The organism is Mesorhizobium sp. WSM4844 (assembly GCF_055811775.1).
Genome location: NZ_JBVVQB010000027.1, coordinates 15,974 through 32,665, shown reverse-complemented (window position 1 = coordinate 32,665; position 16,692 = coordinate 15,974). Strand labels below are relative to the sequence as shown.

Sequence of the window (16,692 nt, the reverse complement as noted above, 5' to 3'; positions counted from 1 at the left end):
TGGATTTTCCGCCGGTCGACGGTTAGTCGAGGCGGAATTTTCCGGGGACAACCCTTTGCTGCTGCGTTCCACGCTCATCTACGCCCCGGCGATCCTGCTGACGCGGATTTCCGCGCTGCTCCTGCTGGTCATCGTGACGCGGCTGGTCGACCAGACCGAGTATGGGCTGCTGACCCTGGTGGTGACCGTCGGCGAAATGACCGATATTGCGGTCACCAACTGGCTGCGCATCGCTTTGCTCAGGCTTGGCGGCAAAGGCGACGTCAGCCGCGGCAGCCTGATACTGGCCGGGCGGGTGTTGCTTGCCAGCACGGCGCTGGCGCTGATCATATCCGTGATCGCCTCTGCAGTGATCGTGCCGGAGCGGTGGGTCGAGTTCGCGATCGCCGTCTGCAGCTACCTGATCGCCGGTTCCATCGGCCGCTACGCGTTGACGGTGCTGCAGATGCAGCAGCGTCATTCGGTCTATTCGATGCTCGAGTTCCTGCGCGCCGTGCTGCAGCTGGCGCTGCCGATCGGCGCCATCGTCATGTTTCAAGATTCCTTTCTGACGGTATCGCTCGGCTCCAGCCTCGGTGTACTGATCGCCGGCATCGTGGCGGGCATCATGGCATCCCGACGCGTCGTTGCCGGTCCGCCACGCTTCACCCAAAAGGAGTTCTTCGTCCTCGGCGTGCCCCTGGTCATCATGGCGCTGGTCGGCTTCGGCCTGCACAGCGCCGAGCGTGTGTTCCTCAAGATCTATTACGATGCCGGCGCAGTGGCGATCTTCGCTGCAGCCTATGCACTGGCCCGCCAGCCGATCGATATGGTTGCCAATTCCATCAACATGGGCGCCTTTCCCGAGGTGGTCAGCCGGTTCGACGACGACGGGCCCGCGGCATCGGGCCGGCTGCTGTCGCAATTGATGGCCTTGATGATGCGGCTTTGCCTGCCGGTTGCAGCGATGCTGGTCGCACTCAGCAGCGATATCACGCAACTCCTGCTGCCCGCCGAGTATCACGGCCGTTTCGGCCTGCTCTTTCCGATCATCGCCTTCAGTGTGCTGTGTGCCAATCTCGCCAGCTTCGTCTATGGCACCGTGGTGCACGCACACAAGCGGCCGTGGCTGCTGATCATCGCCAATTCCTTCGGCTCGGTGGCGACAATCGCATTGTCCGTGCTGTTGATCCCGCCGATGGCGGAGGTCGGCGCTGCTTTGGCGCTGGCGGGCGGATCGCTGGCGGGCCTTTTAGCCTGCATCGTCATCAGCGAACGGCTGACGCCGGTGCCGGTGCCATGGCGCGACATCGGCATGTCGGTCGTCATCTCGCTCAGCACCGGGCTGGCCGCCAGCCTTGCCAGCGCTCTGCTCGGCAATATGCCGGCCATCTTCTCGCTCGTTGCCGGCGGTGCCGCTGGCGCAGTGGTTTTCTTCGGGCTGACCTGGCTGTTTTATCCCGCCGCCGCGATGCAATTCGTAGCCAAGCTGAGGGCGCGGCTGCGGCTCGCATAGGCCGCAACGGCATTTGCCGAATTGTCGTTCCATAGTCCTGGAAAAAGCGGCTCCGACTTCGGACTGATGCAGCAGCCCAGGGTCGGCGCCCTGGTAAAGCTATTTATGGATCGACCTTCCGGCGTCCCCGACGGCCCCATAACTCCCGGCACAGCAGCGCCGCGTAGGCGGTGTTGGTGTCATAGTAGCGGCGCCACAAGCGTCGCGGCTCCTGTGCCACGCGAAACAGCCATTCCAGACCGGCCGCTTGAACCAGTTTTGGCGCCCGGGCAACCTTGCCGCCATAGACATCGAAACTGCCGCCCACGCCCATGACGAAACTCGGGGTGAGTTCGTCACGATAGCGCTTGATAAAGCGCTCCTTGCGCGGCGTCGGCATCGCCACCAACAGGCAGTTGGCCCCCGAGGCGTTGATCGCCTGGACGATGCCGGCCTCGTCTTCCGGCTTGAAATAGCCATTGCGCATGCCGGCGACAACGAGACCCGGATGATCCCTGGCAAGTCGCATTCCAACGGCATCGAGCACGGATTGTTCGGCGCCCAGGAGGAAGGGCCTGAAGCCACGATTTGCGCAGAGGCTCAGCAGATTGATCATGATGTCGACGCCGGCCACCCGCTCCGGCAGCGCGACCCCGCAAAGACGCGCCCCCCAAAGCACGCCGATGCCGTCGACGTTGATCACATCCGCCGTCGCCACATCCTCCCGCAACTCGCTATTGTTGCGCATGTTCACAAGCTTGGCGACATTCACCACCACATGATGCAGCGGCCGCCGCAGGGTCATCGCCTCATCGGCGATGGCCAGCGTCTCGGCCATGGTCAGCGCATGGATCGGCGCGCCGAGGAATTCCCGGCGCCGCGACGCCAACAGGCGATGCTGCGCCCATGCCGGGTCGTGCGCGTTCATGCGGCCTCCTCTGCACTTGCAGGAAGCGCCTCGAGCGCTGATTTCTTGCCTTCGATGCGGGCGTCGGGCTTGCGTGCCTTGCGCCAGGTCCACAAACCCCTGGTGTCGATGAGTTTCTTGTCCTTGAGCGCTTCGGGATCGACCAGATTGAACTGCCGATGGTCGACCAGCAGGACGACGATATCGCACTGGTCGATGGCGGAAAGCGCATCGGTGAAGACGATGCCCTTGCCCTCGAGCTCATGCGGCAGCCTGTGTGCGTTGGGTTCAGCCGCAATGATCTTCAGGTTGGGAATATCCGACAAAAGCTTCACCACCTCGACGGCCGGGCTCTCGCGCATATCGTCGATATTGGGTTTGAAGCTGAGGCCAAGGCAAGCGATCGTCTGCTTGCGGGACGGGTCGAGCAAGGCTTGTATATCCCTGACCACCGACAACGGACGCTCGGAATTGATCCGGCGTGCCGAAGCCATCAGCCGCGTGCTGTTGGGCGCGGCATCGATGATAAAGTACGGATCGACCGCAATGCAGTGGCCGCCGACCCCCGGGCTTGGCTGCAGGATGTTGACGCGGGGGTGCCGGTTGGCGAGATCGATCACCTCCCAGACGTTGAGCGACAGATCCTGGCACACTGCGGCAAGCTCGTTGGCAAAGGCGATGTTGACGTCGCGGAACGCGTTCTCGGTCAGCTTCACCAGTTCCGCGCTTTCGGCCTGGGTCGTGAACAGGTCGCCGGCAACAAAGGTTGAATAGAGTGCTGCGGTGCGTTCCGACGACTTGCGCGACAGTCCGCCGATCGAGCGATCGTTGTTGATCAACTCGGTAAGGACCTTTCCCGGCAACACCCGCTCGGGCGAATAGGCGACCAGGACATCGGCCTGTTCGCCATGCACGAGAGGAAATTTGAGGTCGGGCCGCAACTCGGCAAGCAGTCCGGTCATGATGCGCGTCGTGCCGACCGGCGATGTCGATTCCAGCACCACAAGGTCTCCCCGCTTCAGCACCGAGGCAATGCTGCGTGCCGCCGCGAGCACATAGCTCACGTCAGGCTTGTGGTCCTCGGTCATCGGGGTCGGCACGGCGATGACAAAGGCGTCCGCCGGCTGCGGCATGCTGAAAGCCCTGAGCTTGCCGTTGGCGACAACCTTCTGGATCAGACCATCGAGGTCCGGCTCGACGATGTGGATCTCGCCGCGATTGACCTTCTCGACCACCGCTTCGTTGACGTCGACGCCGATGACGTCGAGCCCGCGACTGGCGAAGATGGCACAGGTCGGCAGGCCGATATAGCCCATGCCGATAACGGAAACGGTCTTGATCTCAGCCATGATGCAGCAGTTCCTCAACGATCCGGTTACTGGCCCGGCCATCGCCATATGGGTTGTGTCGTTCCGCCATGCCGCGATAGGCCGCCTGGTCGTCGAGCAGGCTGTTGGCATTCAACAGGATCTTTTGGATATCGGTGCCGACGAGACGGGCGGTGCCCGCCGCGATCCCCTCGGGCCGCTCGGTATTCTCACGCATCACCAGCACCGGCTTGCCGAGCGAAGGCGCTTCTTCCTGCACGCCGCCGCTATCGGTCAGCACCAGATAGCTCTGCTTCTGCAGGAACAGGAACGGCAGATAGTCCTGCGGGTCGACCAGGTGGATGTTGGGCACGCCGCCCAGTTCTGCGTTGACCACCGAGCGCACATTGGGGTTGGGATGGACCGGATAGACGATCTGCACGTCCTCGCGCATTGCCAGCCCCTTCAGCGCCGTGCAGATACGATGGATGCCGCCGTCGAAATTCTCACGACGATGACCGGTGACGAGCACCATTTTCTTGGCCGGATCGAGGAACGGGAAACCGGCGGCGAGTTTTGCGCTCATCAGACTGTCGGCGTCGATCGCGCCGGAAAAATGCAACAGCGTGTCGATCACCGTGTTGCCGGTCACGAAGATGGTGCTCGCAGCCTTTCCTTCGGCGATGAGATTGTCGCGCGCCTGGATGGTCGGCGCGAAATGCCAGGTCGCGATATCGCCGGCAATCTTGCGGTTCAGTTCCTCTGGAAACGGAGAGTTGATATTGTGGCTGCGCAATCCGGCCTCGATATGGGCGACCGGGATGCGCTTGTAGAAGGCAGCCAAAGCCGCAGTCATCGCCGTGGTCGTGTCGCCTTGCACGAGGACGATATCAGGCTTCGCCTGCTCCAGCACTTCGGCCATGCCCAGCAGCACGCGCGAGGTCACGTCGAACAATGTCTGGCCGGGCTGCATGATGTTGAGATCATGATGCACCGGCAGGCCGGTCAGTTCGATGACCTGGTCGACCATCTCGCGATGCTGGCCGGTGATGCATGTCTCGGTGATGAAACCTGGATGGGCAAGCGCGGCACGCACCACCGGAAAGCATTTGAGCGCCTCAGGCCTGGTGCCGAACACGATCAGCAGTTTTTGCCTGGACGGCAGTTTTGGATGTGAAAGGATGTTCATTGCTGATCCTGGTCGCCAGAAGGCGTCGCGACCTGCCGATTATTCGCCACGAGCTATAATAGCGGCAGAAGCCGCCTCCGTGATCTTAAATCTTAATATATGATTAACAGCCAAGCCCACGTCCTCACCGGTAACTCTTATGAAAGCCTGAACCGATAGGTATCCTGGCAGAGTAGTCTTGAAAAAGAATATATTCGATTGACTAATATTTTAATTATCGGCCACACGGTCGGATCTCGGCGCTGGGAAGATGCGCTTCTGGTGCGGTTGAGCGCAGGCGGTCACGTGGTTTCGAGCGGCCGCGCGCCGACGCCTGCGCCGATTGCACGCGGCCTGGATGTTGTGCTGGCGATCGAGAGCCGGCGCTTCGGTCCCTCATTGGCAAGCCGCTCCGAGCCGTTGCCGTCTGGCGGTTCTGGTCCGGCCGACCTCATAATCGATCTCACCGGCACTGCCGCACGACGTGGCACGCCGGTTCTGACGCTCGAATTTTGCGGCCGCAGCACGTTCCCCGCCGGTGTGGCCGAGATGCTGGCGAGCGGGCGATTGCCCGAACTTGCCGTTCGCCTCGATAGCGTCGCAGTCGCTCGGGGGCGACCGATGCTCAGCGACCGGCTCTGGCTGTCTCGCAGCTGCAACGACCTGCTCGCTGGGGCCATCTCGCTGGTCGCGCAAAGCGTCGCCCGTTTTGCCGCGGGCGAACTTGCGCCGATAGCCGATAGCCCGGCGCCGATCCTGAGGAACGGCAGGTTTGTCCGGCACTATCTGCCTTTTTTCTGCAAGGGGTTGGTCGATCGCGCCGTGCAAAAACTCAGGCTTGGACGGCGTCCCTTCTATTGGCAGGTTGCCTATCGGCTGATCGACGGGCCAGGTGTCGCCGAAACCGGGCAGCTCGACGGTAAGCCGTTCACCGTCCTGCCGGACGATGGCCAGCGATTCTATGCCGATCCGTTCGTGCTCGAGCGGGATGGCCGCCACTATCTGTTTGTCGAGGAATTTCCCTACGCTACGGGTCGCGGCGTGATTTCTGTCGCCGAACTGGGTGACGACGGCAGCTTCGGCGTGCCGAGGGTGGTGCTGGAGGAAAAGCACCACCTGTCGTATCCGCAGGTGTTCGCTCACGCCGGCGAGATTTTCATGATTCCTGAAAGTGCGGCGGCGCGCGAGCTTGTGCTCTACCGCGCCGCGCAGTTTCCAGATCGCTGGGTACGCGACACCGTGCTGTTGACGGACAAGGATTTCAATGACGCCACGCTGCTCGAATCGGGCGGCCGCTTCTGGCTGTTGGGGGCGGAGCGGTTCGGTTATGGCAGCGCGTCGGACACGATGGCGGTCTATTCCGCAGCCTCGCTGCGCGGGCCGTGGGTTGCGCACGCGCTCAATCCCATCGCCGTCGATCACTCGGCCGCTCGCCCCGGCGGCGCCTTTATCCGCCACGGTGACGCCCTGGTGCTGCCGGTGCAAAACGGATCGAGAGCTTACGGCGGCGGTCTCGGGTTGATGCGTCTGGACCGGCTTGACCATTTCGATGTCAGTTTTGCGCCGCCCCGCCCGATCGGCCCGGGGACGGCATGGGCCCGCACGGGCATTCACACGCTCAACCGCGCAGGCAATCTCGAGGTTGTGGATAGCGCCGGCTGACGCGTCTGTAGCCTGCGCTATCCAGGCCGATTCAGTTTTGGCTCCGATGCAGCCGCGGCCGACAGTATGCTCCCCGGCCCGCTTCGAAACGAAGCGTTTCTATAGGCAAGCAGCAGCACCACGATAATGGTGATCTCCGGCGATTTTGACGAGAGCGCGTTGTTCGACAGCGCAGCAAGCAGGAACGTCATGGTGCCGATCCATGCCGGCAGCGGCGCCCCGCGCAGCAACCGGAAAATGAACCAGAATACCAGCACGATAAAGAGCGCGGCTATCGGCAAGCCGAACAGCATGATGATGACCACCGGCGCGCTCTCGATGTAGGGCAGATGCAACTTCTCGTTGACGATTGCCAAGAGGTCGTCGACGTTCATGCCGAACAGGATGTCTTTCCAGCTGACAAGCCCGAACACCTGGTAGATCGTCACCCGCGCCATGAAGTTTTCGTCAAAGATCGTGTTGCCGAACCGGTTCAGCAGCCCGCCCGAAAACAGTATGGCCACCAGCACTGCGCCGCCCGCCACGGCGAACAGCAGCACGACAGACTTGGCCTGCCGCTGATGCTTGAGCGACAGGCGCGGCCAGGGCACGAACATCAGCAGGATGAGGGTTTCTGCGGCAGCGAGCAACAGGGCGGCGCGGGCGCCTGATGCAGCACAACCGACGAGCAATACGAAGATCGCCAGCACCCGCACCCATATGCGCCAGTTCGTCAGCGGTACGAACCCGATGACTGTGGCGCAGAGCGCGCCCAGGGCCAGCGGGTGCGCCGATAGGCCGATCGGCCTGAACTGCAGTTCGTTGAGACCGTAGGGCAGAAATCGATGTTGAGTCACCGCTTCGATCGTGCCAATCACAGCGCTGAGGACCACCATCCCAAGCACGAGGTCGCCCAAGGCTCGCCGCACTTGCGCGTTCAGGGCCAGCATCAACAGGCCTGCGGCGCCCGCCACCAGATAGGTATCGATGATAAACCCGGAGGAGCCGGCACGGCCGGTGATGAACAGATACGGCACCAGCGCGAAAATCACCGCAGAATAGAGCAGCAAAGCCTTGAAGATTCCAATTTCGTCGCCTTGCAGCAGAAACGGTCGGCTGAAAAGGACGACAGGAAGCAGCAGGAAGATAGCATAGGTGCCGACATGCAGTTTCTCGTAGAACGAACCGCCGTCGGCGGTATAGTCGACGACCGTGTTCATGATCTGCGGTGAGACCGTGAAGCGGAGCAGGAACGCCAACGCAGCGCACAGGAAAAACAGAAGCGACAGCGCGTTCTGACGGCGCGCCTGGCTGGATCGTTCCGATACGGCAGCTGGATAGCTCATGGCCGATCCACGTGGAAGTATTCAAACGCCATTCTGGCCAACGAGATCCATTCAAGGGACCGCTGAACTGACGCGGTGCGTGACTCGGCAAAATATGCCAACTTGGAAAATGACATGTTAACGATCTTTCTGTAGTGCTGGTCCGCGTAGCGAATAACCAGAGTTAGCACCATGTCCGCCGCTTCCGGCACAACCCCTCCCTCTACAGCGGGTTCCGACGTCAGCGCGTTCGAGCGGATCGCCAATGCGCGGCGCGCCAGCAGGGCAAGGCTGCAACAGGATGCTCCGGTCATGGCACGCCCCCCTGCCCCTGTCACTCCGCCCACGCCCGAGCCTGTCCCAACGGTGACGCTCGACAAGATCGGCGATTTCCTCGAGCTCGATTTTCGACGCCTGTTTCTCTGGCTGCGTGCCGGGCTCGTCTGGGCATTGATGCTGGCAGTAGCCGGCGGCGTCATCGGCGCCGCCTACGGGTTGCTGAGCAAACAGCGTTATACCGTTACGACGGAAATCCTCATCAATCCTGCCAATTTGCAGGTTGTGGAAAACGATGTCTACTCGCAACCGGGCCAGGTCGACAGCCAAATACTGAACGCGCGCAGCAAGCAGCGCATCTTGACCTCCGGCAACGTGCTTGCACGTGTGGTGGACGAACTCGGTCTCGCCAATGATCCGGAGTTTTTCGATCCGGACCAGACCGCTTCCACCTCTGGTGCTGCAGCGAGTGGCGGCAAGTCCGATCCGAAGCTTATCGCCCAGAAAAGCCTGGCGCAGCGGGTCAGCGTCGCTGCAGATGAAACCTCGTTCGTCACAACCCTTGCGGTATCGGCAGAAACCACCGGCAAGGCGATCCTGATCTCGCAAGCCATGGTGAAGGCTTTCCAGGAAGAACTGGCCAAGTCCGAAGCTGCTGGCGCCGGCCGTGCCGCAGCTGCTCTTGAGGGCCGGCTCGGCCAACTCAAGCGCGACGTGCAGGCAGCCGAAGAGAAGGTCGAGAGCTACAGGCGCAGCCACAATTTGTCGGCCAGCAATGGCCAGCTTGTCAGTTCGCAGACGATGACGCAGCTCAATAGCGAAATTGGCGAGGCGCAATCGCGCGTCATCGCGGCGCAGGCAAGTTACGACACCTTGGTTGGTTCCGGTGTCAATGGGGCCAATCCTGACCCCGCGGTTTCGGCAGCACTCTCAGTGTTGCGCGACAAGGCGAATGGCTTGCGGCAGCAGATCGATTCTCAGTCCATGACCTATGGTCCGCGCCACCCGACGATCGTCCGGCTCAGGACAGAATTCGAAACCGTCAGTTCTCAACTCAGGGCGGAGTTCTCGCGCACGGTCGGCACGGCAAAAGCTAACCTGGACAAGGCCAACGCCTCGTTGGCTTCTCTCACCGCCAGGATGAACGATCTGAAGAACAACGTTTTCACCGACAGCGAGTCCCAGGTCGCCCTGCGTGAGCTTGAACGCGACGCCGCCTCGAGAAGGGCGGTTTATGAAAGCTTCCTGTCTCGCGCGCGCCAAATCACCGAGCGCGAGCAGATCGACACCACAAATGTGCAGGTGATTTCCACCGCCGTGCCGCCACCGGGTCGCTCGTGGCCGCCCCGCACCCCTGTGACGGCAGGCCTGGGAGCTTTCGCCGGCTTTGCTCTGGGCATGCTGCTGGCCATTGCCATGGGCATCGTTCGCGACATGCGCCAGCCGCCGAACCGATCAGGCATCGGCGTCAGCCGAGCCTGAATCCAGGCATGGCGAAGCGCATTGTCTTTCACATCGCCAGTCTCAGGGGCGGCGGCGCCGAGCGTGTCTTCGTCCTCATGGCAAATGAATTGGCATCGCGTGGGCACGATGTCACACTTTTTACCTGGAACGCGGAAGGACCCAACGCCGCGCTGCGCTCCCCCGCCGTGCATCTGGTCGATTTCGACCTTCCCATCCAGGGCGAGGGTTACGGCAAGTGGGAGACGCTGAAAGGCATCGTGCGAAGCGCAGGTTTGTTCAGCCGCCTTGGTCCGCATGCGGTCTACAGCGCCCCGGAGTTTGCCAATCTGATCGTGGCGCTGGCGCTTCTCCTGGCGCGAAGCCGGGCGCGGTTTTTTCCAAGCTTCCACGCAGCCGCCTCACTGCCTTCCAGCAGCCTCGGCGCGAGAATAGCGGTCTGGCTTTCCGCGCTGGTTGCAGCGCGCGCAACCAACGCCATCGCCGTCTCAGCGGGTGTCGGCTGCGACCTTGCGGCCCGCGGCTTTCCTAAATCCAAGATTGTCGTCATCAACAATCCGCTGCCGCCGGTTGCGGCGCTCGAACAAGATTCCCATGCATGGCAGGCACAGCTGGCGACGATGGGCGATGGCCCGGTCATCGCCACCGCCGGGCGCCTGGTGCCGGTCAAGGACCATCGGACCTTGCTGCGGGCTTTCGCTATCCTGCGCGCCGGCCGCCGCGCTCGGCTTGTCATCTTCGGTGAAGGTCCGCTGGCTGCCGAATTGCGCGCCTATGCCGAGGAAACCGGCATCGGCACGGATGTCCTCTTTGCTGGCTACGTCAACGACCCAGCCGCCTGTTATGCCGCAGCCGATCTGTTCGTGCTTTCCTCGACGAGCGAAGGCTTTGGCAATGTGCTGGTCGAGGCCATGGCTGCGGGCGTCCCGGTAGTCTCCACAGATGCGCCACATGGCCCGCGCGAGATTCTCGGTGACGGTCGTTTCGGCGCCCTGGTGCCGGTCGGCAATGCCGCGGCTATGGCAAAGGCGATTGCTGATATGCTGGACAACCCCACTTCTGCCACCACCCTGAAAAGCAGGGCATCGGATTTCGAAGTTGAAAAGATCGGCGATCTGTACGAAGCGCTGCTCTAATGCATGTCGCCCAAAAGTGCGCAGCGGTTTTGGGTCAACGACATGCACAAAAACAAAAGGCTAAAGCGCGTCGCAGACGCGACGCGCTTTGGCCAAGGAATTTCGCGCTGGCGCTGATTGACGCCAGCCGCTATCGCCTTTCGCGCCGACATCGAAATCTGATAGCAGCGGATGAAGAAAAGCAGCAGGTCGGTCACCGCGGCAGGAGCGCGGGCAGCCGCGCGGCGATTCTTACTAAGGGAGTGCTTGAATGAGACATGTGTGGCGTTGGTTCGGCCCGGTCGACAAGGTGACCATCGCGGACGCGCGTCAAGCCGGGGCGCAAGGCATCGTCACGGCCCTTCACCACGTTCCTCACGGCGCCGTCTGGCTGCCCGCCGAAATCGAAAGGCGTCAGCGCGAAGTCGCATTCTTGCCGGATGGCAGCGCAAGCGAACTGAGCTGGGAGATTGTCGAAAGCCTGCCGGTTTCCGAAGCGATCAAGACGCAGGTCGGCGAATGGCGCAGCCATCTAGCCAACTACAGGACATCGCTGGAAAACCTGGCGCGAGCCGGCATTTCGGTCATCTGCTACAATTTCATGCCCGTGCTCGATTGGACCCGCACCGATCTTGCCTGGCGCTTGCCGCATGGCGGCACCACCATGCGCTTCGATCTGATCGACTTCGCCGCATTCGACATCCATATCCTGAAACGCCAGGCGGCGCTCGGCGACTACACACCGGAGATCGCCGCCGAGGCGGAGCGCCGATATGCGCAAATGGATGACCAAGCACGCAAGGTTCTGGCAAAAAGCGTCAATTCCGGCCTGCCCGGCTCGACCGAAGACACGTCTCTCGACGGCCTCGCGGCTCAACTGTCAAACTATGATCGCATTGACGCAACCGCCCTGCGCCGGCATTTCGTCGATTTCCTGGCGGAGGTCGTGCCCACGGCCGAACGCCTCGGCCTGCGACTCTGCTGCCACCCCGATGATCCGCCGTTTCCGCTGCTCGGCCTGCCGCGCATCATGTCGACCGAGGCCGACTACAGCTACGTCCTGGGCGCAGTCGACAGCCCGGCCAATGGCGCGACGCTGTGCACCGGATCGCTTGGCGCAAGACCGGACAATGATCTGCCCGGCATGATCGAGCGGATGGGGCCAAAAATCCATTTCGCCCATCTGCGCAATGTGCGCAAGGAAGCGGCCGGCACCCCCTGCTCGTTCCACGAGGACGAGCACCTTGCCGGCGACACCGACATGGTGGCGGTGGTGGCGGCGCTGCTTCGCGAGGAAGCGCGGCGCAAAGTGGAAGGACGCCAGGACGCCGTCATCCCGATGCGCCCCGACCACGGCCAGGATATCCTCGATGACCTGACGCGCGGGGCGCAGCCCGGCTATCCGGCCATCGGTCGGCTCAAGGGATTGGCCGAGCTCCGCGGCGTCGAACATGCGATTCGCAGGTCGACATCAGGAGAGCCGATCTCCACTTACACCGCATAATCCAGAGGGAAATGCCACAGGCCGGTCCGCGACCTGTGCTGGTTAAACATGCCATCTTCGACCGCTGGGCGTCCGGCAGTCCGCCTCCGGCCTGACGGCACCTTTTCACCCATTTGCGCGGACTTGTGTATAATAGCACCATGCGGCTTGAGTCCGATTGCAATCCGCTAGGTTACGCTAGTTATTGGTCCACCCGCAGCCGGTGTTGAGAAGAACTCCAGGGGGCGGTTGGGAATTCATATCCTGGGAGGAAATTGAGATGAGAAGATTCGCCGCCGCTCTGGCCGCCGCCGCCGCCGTCACGCTCTATTCGTTCGCCGCGGGCGCGCAAACCTATCCCGAACGCACCATCACCGTGGTGGTGCCGTTTTCGGCCGGCGGCCCGACCGACACGGTCACGCGCCTCGTCGCGGAAGCCATGTCGAAGGATCTCGGCCAGCAGATCATCGTCGAGAATGTCGGCGGCGCCGGCGGCACGCTGGGCGCCGGTCGCGTCGCGAGCGCCGAGCCGGACGGCTATACGCTGCTCCTCCATCATATCGGCATGGCGACAAGCGCCACGCTATACAGAAAGCTCGCATACGACACGCTGAACAGCTTCGAATATGTCGGCCTCGTCACCGAGGTGCCGATGACCATCGTCGGCCGCAAGGACCTCGAGCCGACCGACCTGAAGGGGCTGGTCGACTATGCCAAGGCCAACAAGGATACCGTCACCGTAGCCAATGCCGGCATAGGGGCGGCCTCGCATCTGTGCGGCATGCTGTTCATGAGCGCGATCGGCACGCCGCTGGTCACCGTGCCCTACAAGGGCACCGGCCCGGCCATGACCGACCTTCTCGGCGGCCAGGTCGACATCATGTGCGATCAGTCGACCAACACCACCAAGCAGATCCAGGGCGGCACGATCAAGGTCTACGCCGTAACCTCGGCTGAACGCCTCGATGTTCTTCCGGACGTCCCGACGACGACGGAAGCCGGTCTCCCGGAAGTGCAGGTCGGCATCTGGCACGGCCTCTACGCGCCCAAGGCCACGCCGGCCGAGGTCACCGAACGCCTGTCGAAGTCGCTTCAGGTCGCGCTGAAGGACCCGAATGTCGTCGCCCGCTTCGCCGAACTCGGCACCAAGCCATCGCCTGAAGCTGATGCGACTCCGGCCGCGCTGAAGGCCAAGCTGGAGGGCGAGATCGCGCGCTGGAAGCCGATCATCGAAGCCGCCGGCCAATACGCCGACTGAGATTTTGAACGGGGCGCCCACCAGCGCCCCGTTTTTTTCACACCGGCCCCATTTTCACACCGGCATCGGCGCGCCCGCGGCGCGGGCCTGGGAGGACGTCATGAAACCCTTCACAATCGACACGACCAACGGCATATGCGCCGCGCTGTTCATCTTTCTCGGCGGATTTTTCGCGCTGCAGTCGCTCGACCTCGAAATCGGCACCGCCTTCCGCATGGGACCGGGCTATTTCCCGCTGGTCCTGGCAATCGTTTTGATCCTGCTTGGCGCCGTCATCCTCGTCGAAGCGGTGCGCTTCGAGAGCGAGCCAATCGGCCATGTAGCCTGGCGCGGCATGCTGTTCATCCTGCCTGCCCCGATCTTCTTCGGCCTGACCGTGCGCGGCCTCGGCTTCCTCCCCTCGATCTTCCTGACGGCGCTGATCGCATCCTTTGCCAGCGGTCGCATGAGGCCGCTGACCGCGCTCGTGCTCTCCGCCGGCCTGACGCTGTTTGCGTTCCTCGTCTTCAGCTATGCGCTCGGCCTGCCGTTCCGGCGCTTCGGCCCGTGGCTGCAGTTTTGAGGAGATGAACATGGAACTCCTCGACAACCTCGCGCTTGGTTTTTCGACGGCCTCGTCGCTGGCAAATCTCGGTTTCTGCCTGATCGGCGTCCTTCTCGGCACGCTGATCGGCGTTTTGCCCGGTATCGGCGCCACCGCCACCATCGCCATGCTGTTGCCGATCACCTTCCAGATCGGCGACCCGGTTTCCTCCCTTATCATGCTCGCCGGCATCTATTACGGCGCGCAATATGGCGGCTCGACCACCGCCATCCTCATCAACATGCCTGGCGAATCCTCGTCGGCCGTCACCGCCATCGACGGCTACCAGATGGCCAAGAACGGCCGCGCCGGGGCGGCACTCGCCATCGCGGCGATAGGCTCGTTCTTCGCCGGCACGGTGTCGACCTTCCTCGTCGCCGTCTTTGCCCCGCCGCTGACGGCGATCGCGCTGGAATTCGGCGCGGCCGAGTATTTTTCGCTGATGATCGTCGGCCTCGTCTCGTCCGTCGCGCTCGCCCACGGCTCGATCGTCAAGGCGCTGGCGATGGTCGTGCTTGGCCTGCTGCTCGGCATCGTCGGCACCGACATCTACACCGGCACGCCGCGCTTCACGCTCGGCATCCGCGAATATGCCGACGGGCTGAATTTCGTCGCGGTGGCGGTCGGCGTCTTCGGCGTCGCCGAGATCCTGCGCAACCTCGAAAACGAGCACGAGCGCTCGGTGATGATCCGAAGCGTCTCCGGCCTGATGCCGACCCGCGACGACTTTCGCCGCATGGCGGCGCCGATCGTGCGCGGAACCATCATCGGTTCGGCGCTCGGCATCCTGCCGGGAGGCGGCGCGATCCTTGCAGCCTTTGCCTCCTACACGGTCGAAAAACGCATCTCGAAAAACCCCGGGGAATTCGGCAAGGGCGCCGTCGAAGGCGTCGCCGGACCGGAATCGGCCAACAATGCCGGTGCGCAGACCTCCTTCATCCCGATGCTGACGCTCGGCATTCCGGCCAACCCGGTCATGGCGCTGATGATCGGCGCGATGATCATCCAGGGCATCGTGCCCGGCCCCAATGTCGCGATCGAACAGCCGGCGCTGTTCTGGGGCATCATCGCCTCGATGTGGATCGGCAATCTGATGCTGATCATCTTGAACCTGCCGCTGATCGGGCTTTGGGTGAAACTCCTGACGATCCCCTACTACGTGCTCTTCCCGATCATCATGGCGTTCTGCTCGATCGGCGTTTACAGCGTCAACACCAACATCTACGACCTCTACGCCGTCGCCTTCTTCGGCTTGCTCGGCTATCTCCTGACCAAGCTGCGCTGCGAACCGGCGCCGCTGCTGCTCGGCTTCGTGCTCGGCCCGCTGCTCGAGGAAAACCTGCGCCGTGCCATGATTCTCGCGCGCGGCGACCCGACCACCTTCGTGACGAGGCCGATCAGCGCCGGCCTGCTGTTCATCGCCTTCGCCGTGCTCGTCATCGTCTTCCTGCCAGCGGTCAAGAAGAAGCGCGAAGAGGTGTTCGTGGAGGAGAATTAATGTATGTCACGCAAAAGCATGCCCTTGGGCCTGACCCAGGGCCTGCCCTCGGGCCTGACCCGAGGGTGCGCAGCGGTTTTGCGATAACGACATCCATAAAAACAAGAACTTAAGTCACGCGGCCGCCTGTCCAAAGCCGCGACTGCCGATGCGGGCTCCGGTTTCCGCATCGAACAGAAAGACGGCAGTATCCTGGAAGGTGATGCCGATCGGCTCATCCATATCGTAGTGCGCCGATTTATCGGCCTTGACGGTTACGGTGGCCCCACCGAACTGGCAGGTGATCAAGGTATGATCGCCGATCAGTTCCACGGCATAGACCCGCGCCTCAACCTTGCCCTCCGATGGGCCGGTGACCCGGCAATCCTCGGGTCGGAGGCCGGCAGTGACCTTTTTCCGGCTTTCGGCAACGCTGGTCGCAAATCGCGCTTCCGCGCAGGCGAAGCTACCCTCGACCAGCTCGCCCTGGAGAAAATTCATCGGCGGCGAGCCGATGAAGCCGGCGACGAACAGGTTTGCCGGATCGTCGTAGATCTGACGGGGGGTCGCGATCTGCTGCACGACGCCGCGGTTCATGATGGCAACACGGTGCGCCAGGGTCATGGCCTCGATCTGATCGTGGGTGACGTAGATCGTCGTCACGCCCAGATCGGCCTGCAGGCGTTTCAGTTCCGAGCGCATGTGGCCGCGCAGCTTGGCGTCGAGATTGGAGAGCGGCTCGTCCATCAGGAAGACGCTCGGCCGCCGCACCATGGCGCGGGCGAGCGCGATGCGTTGCCGCTGACCGCCGGAAAGCTGCCGCGGATAGCGGTCGAGGAACTCCTCGAGATGCACCTTGACGGCGGCGCTGCGCACGGCGGCGTCGCGCTCAGTGCGCGGCATGCCACGCAGCTTCAGCGGATATGCGATGTTCTCGGCAACCGTCATGTGCGGATAGAGCGCGTAGGACTGGAACACCATCGCCACGTCGCGATATTTGGGCAGCACATGGGTGACGTCGCGGTCGCCGATGAGGACGCGGCCCGAACTCACCGATTCAAGCCCGGCCACCATGCGCAGCGCTGTCGTCTTGCCGCAGCCTGAAGGGCCGAGCAGCACCAGGAACTCGCCGTCCTCGATCTCCAGGTCGAGCCCTTTGACCACCTCGACCGCGCCGAAGGACTTGTAGATATCGGACAGGGTGACCCGCATATTGA

General features: G+C 62.7%; 14 protein-coding genes. 8 read left to right on the top strand and 6 right to left on the bottom strand.

Going from position 1 to position 16,692, the window contains the following annotated elements; translation table 11 throughout:
- Positions 1-55 precede the first annotated feature (55 nt).
- A complete protein-coding gene (locus AC0L2A_RS20805) occupies positions 56-1,495 on the top strand; it encodes a lipopolysaccharide biosynthesis protein (protein ID WP_473610411.1) in 1,440 nt (479 codons plus the stop codon).
- Positions 1,496-1,598: 103 nt separating this feature from the next.
- On the opposite strand, the gene AC0L2A_RS20800 is transcribed toward AC0L2A_RS20805, so the two are convergent.
- The 3 genes from AC0L2A_RS20800 to wecB are packed head-to-tail and all read right to left on the bottom strand — an operon-like array spanning position 1,599 to position 4,877.
- Entirely contained in the window at positions 1,599-2,402 is an 804-nt protein-coding gene (locus tag AC0L2A_RS20800; protein ID WP_473610409.1) for a WecB/TagA/CpsF family glycosyltransferase, read from the bottom strand.
- Positions 2,399-3,730: a UDP-N-acetyl-D-mannosamine dehydrogenase gene (wecC, locus tag AC0L2A_RS20795; protein WP_473610408.1), complete on the bottom strand. Its 1,332-nt coding sequence runs from the start codon at positions 3,728-3,730 to the stop codon at positions 2,399-2,401. Before wecC ends, AC0L2A_RS20800 begins: the two co-directional genes overlap by 4 nt.
- Positions 3,723-4,877, bottom strand: coding sequence for a non-hydrolyzing UDP-N-acetylglucosamine 2-epimerase (wecB, locus tag AC0L2A_RS20790; RefSeq protein WP_091596635.1), 1,155 nt, complete (start codon positions 4,875-4,877; stop codon positions 3,723-3,725). Before wecB ends, wecC begins: the two co-directional genes overlap by 8 nt.
- Positions 4,878-5,075: 198 nt before the next feature.
- Here wecB and AC0L2A_RS20785 point away from each other — a divergent pair, with 198 nt between their 5' ends.
- Positions 5,076-6,518, top strand: coding sequence for a glucosamine inositolphosphorylceramide transferase family protein (locus AC0L2A_RS20785; RefSeq protein ID WP_473610407.1), 1,443 nt, complete (start codon positions 5,076-5,078; stop codon positions 6,516-6,518).
- Between the two features lie 17 nt (positions 6,519-6,535).
- Here the strand turns inward: AC0L2A_RS20785 and AC0L2A_RS20780 are convergent, their stop codons facing one another.
- Together AC0L2A_RS20780 and AC0L2A_RS20775 are read right to left on the bottom strand one after the other, a co-directional pair.
- The gene (locus AC0L2A_RS20780; protein WP_473610406.1) at positions 6,536-7,843 is read right to left on the bottom strand and encodes a VpsF family polysaccharide biosynthesis protein; all 1,308 of its coding nucleotides are present in this window, start codon (positions 7,841-7,843) and stop codon (positions 6,536-6,538) included.
- Positions 7,840-8,136, bottom strand: a complete 297-nt coding sequence (locus tag AC0L2A_RS20775; protein WP_473610404.1) for a hypothetical protein — start codon at positions 8,134-8,136, stop codon at positions 7,840-7,842. The genes AC0L2A_RS20780 and AC0L2A_RS20775 overlap by 4 nt, the downstream gene beginning before the upstream one ends.
- Between AC0L2A_RS20775 and AC0L2A_RS20770 the strand changes: the two genes are divergently transcribed.
- The 6 genes from AC0L2A_RS20770 to AC0L2A_RS20745 all read left to right on the top strand — a co-directional run bounded on the left by AC0L2A_RS20770 (position 8,135) and on the right by AC0L2A_RS20745 (position 15,496).
- A complete protein-coding gene (locus tag AC0L2A_RS20770; RefSeq protein WP_473610403.1) occupies positions 8,135-9,580 on the top strand; it encodes a GumC family protein in 1,446 nt (481 codons plus the stop codon). The two genes, AC0L2A_RS20775 and AC0L2A_RS20770, sit on opposite strands and share 2 nt — an antisense overlap.
- An 8-nt stretch (positions 9,581-9,588) precedes the next feature.
- A complete protein-coding gene (locus tag AC0L2A_RS20765) occupies positions 9,589-10,695 on the top strand; it encodes a glycosyltransferase (protein WP_473610401.1) in 1,107 nt (368 codons plus the stop codon).
- A 250-nt stretch (positions 10,696-10,945) separates the two neighbouring features.
- Positions 10,946-12,178, top strand: coding sequence for a mannonate dehydratase (uxuA, locus tag AC0L2A_RS20760; RefSeq protein WP_473610400.1), 1,233 nt, complete (start codon positions 10,946-10,948; stop codon positions 12,176-12,178).
- 259 nt (positions 12,179-12,437) lie between these two features.
- A complete protein-coding gene (locus AC0L2A_RS20755; RefSeq protein WP_473610399.1) occupies positions 12,438-13,415 on the top strand; it encodes a tripartite tricarboxylate transporter substrate-binding protein in 978 nt (325 codons plus the stop codon).
- A gap of 100 nt (positions 13,416-13,515) precedes the next feature.
- Positions 13,516-13,977 carry a tripartite tricarboxylate transporter TctB family protein gene (locus AC0L2A_RS20750; RefSeq protein ID WP_023797766.1) on the top strand — a complete coding sequence of 154 codons (462 nt, stop codon included), beginning with the start codon at positions 13,516-13,518 and terminating at the stop codon, positions 13,975-13,977.
- Between the two features lie 10 nt (positions 13,978-13,987).
- Positions 13,988-15,496: a tripartite tricarboxylate transporter permease gene (locus AC0L2A_RS20745; protein WP_027151366.1), complete on the top strand. Its 1,509-nt coding sequence runs from the start codon at positions 13,988-13,990 to the stop codon at positions 15,494-15,496.
- Between the two features lie 114 nt (positions 15,497-15,610).
- On the opposite strand, the gene AC0L2A_RS20740 is transcribed toward AC0L2A_RS20745, so the two are convergent.
- Positions 15,611-16,687, bottom strand: coding sequence for an ABC transporter ATP-binding protein (locus AC0L2A_RS20740; RefSeq protein WP_473610397.1), 1,077 nt, complete (start codon positions 16,685-16,687; stop codon positions 15,611-15,613).
- Positions 16,688-16,692: the final 5 nt, after the last annotated feature.

What these genes read in the sequence shown, in the direction of transcription:
- AC0L2A_RS20800 (WP_473610409.1), bottom strand. Translation starts at nt 2,402, where the DNA reads ATGAACGCGCACGACCCGGCATGGGCGCAGCATCGCCTGTTGGCGTCG.
- wecC (WP_473610408.1), bottom strand. Translation starts at nt 3,730, where the DNA reads ATGGCTGAGATCAAGACCGTTTCCGTTATCGGCATGGGCTATATCGGC.
- wecB (WP_091596635.1), bottom strand. Translation starts at nt 4,877, where the DNA reads ATGAACATCCTTTCACATCCAAAACTGCCGTCCAGGCAAAAACTGCTG.
- AC0L2A_RS20780 (WP_473610406.1), bottom strand. Translation starts at nt 7,843, where the DNA reads ATGAGCTATCCAGCTGCCGTATCGGAACGATCCAGCCAGGCGCGCCGT.
- AC0L2A_RS20770 (WP_473610403.1), top strand. Translation starts at nt 8,135, where the DNA reads ATGGCACGCCCCCCTGCCCCTGTCACTCCGCCCACGCCCGAGCCTGTC.
- AC0L2A_RS20775 (WP_473610404.1), bottom strand. Translation starts at nt 8,136, where the DNA reads ATGACCGGAGCATCCTGTTGCAGCCTTGCCCTGCTGGCGCGCCGCGCA.
- AC0L2A_RS20765 (WP_473610401.1), top strand. Translation starts at nt 9,589, where the DNA reads ATGGCGAAGCGCATTGTCTTTCACATCGCCAGTCTCAGGGGCGGCGGC.
- uxuA (WP_473610400.1), top strand. Translation starts at nt 10,946, where the DNA reads ATGAGACATGTGTGGCGTTGGTTCGGCCCGGTCGACAAGGTGACCATC.
- AC0L2A_RS20755 (WP_473610399.1), top strand. Translation starts at nt 12,438, where the DNA reads ATGAGAAGATTCGCCGCCGCTCTGGCCGCCGCCGCCGCCGTCACGCTC.
- AC0L2A_RS20750 (WP_023797766.1), top strand. Translation starts at nt 13,516, where the DNA reads ATGAAACCCTTCACAATCGACACGACCAACGGCATATGCGCCGCGCTG.
- AC0L2A_RS20745 (WP_027151366.1), top strand. Translation starts at nt 13,988, where the DNA reads ATGGAACTCCTCGACAACCTCGCGCTTGGTTTTTCGACGGCCTCGTCG.
- AC0L2A_RS20740 (WP_473610397.1), bottom strand. Translation starts at nt 16,687, where the DNA reads ATGCGGGTCACCCTGTCCGATATCTACAAGTCCTTCGGCGCGGTCGAG.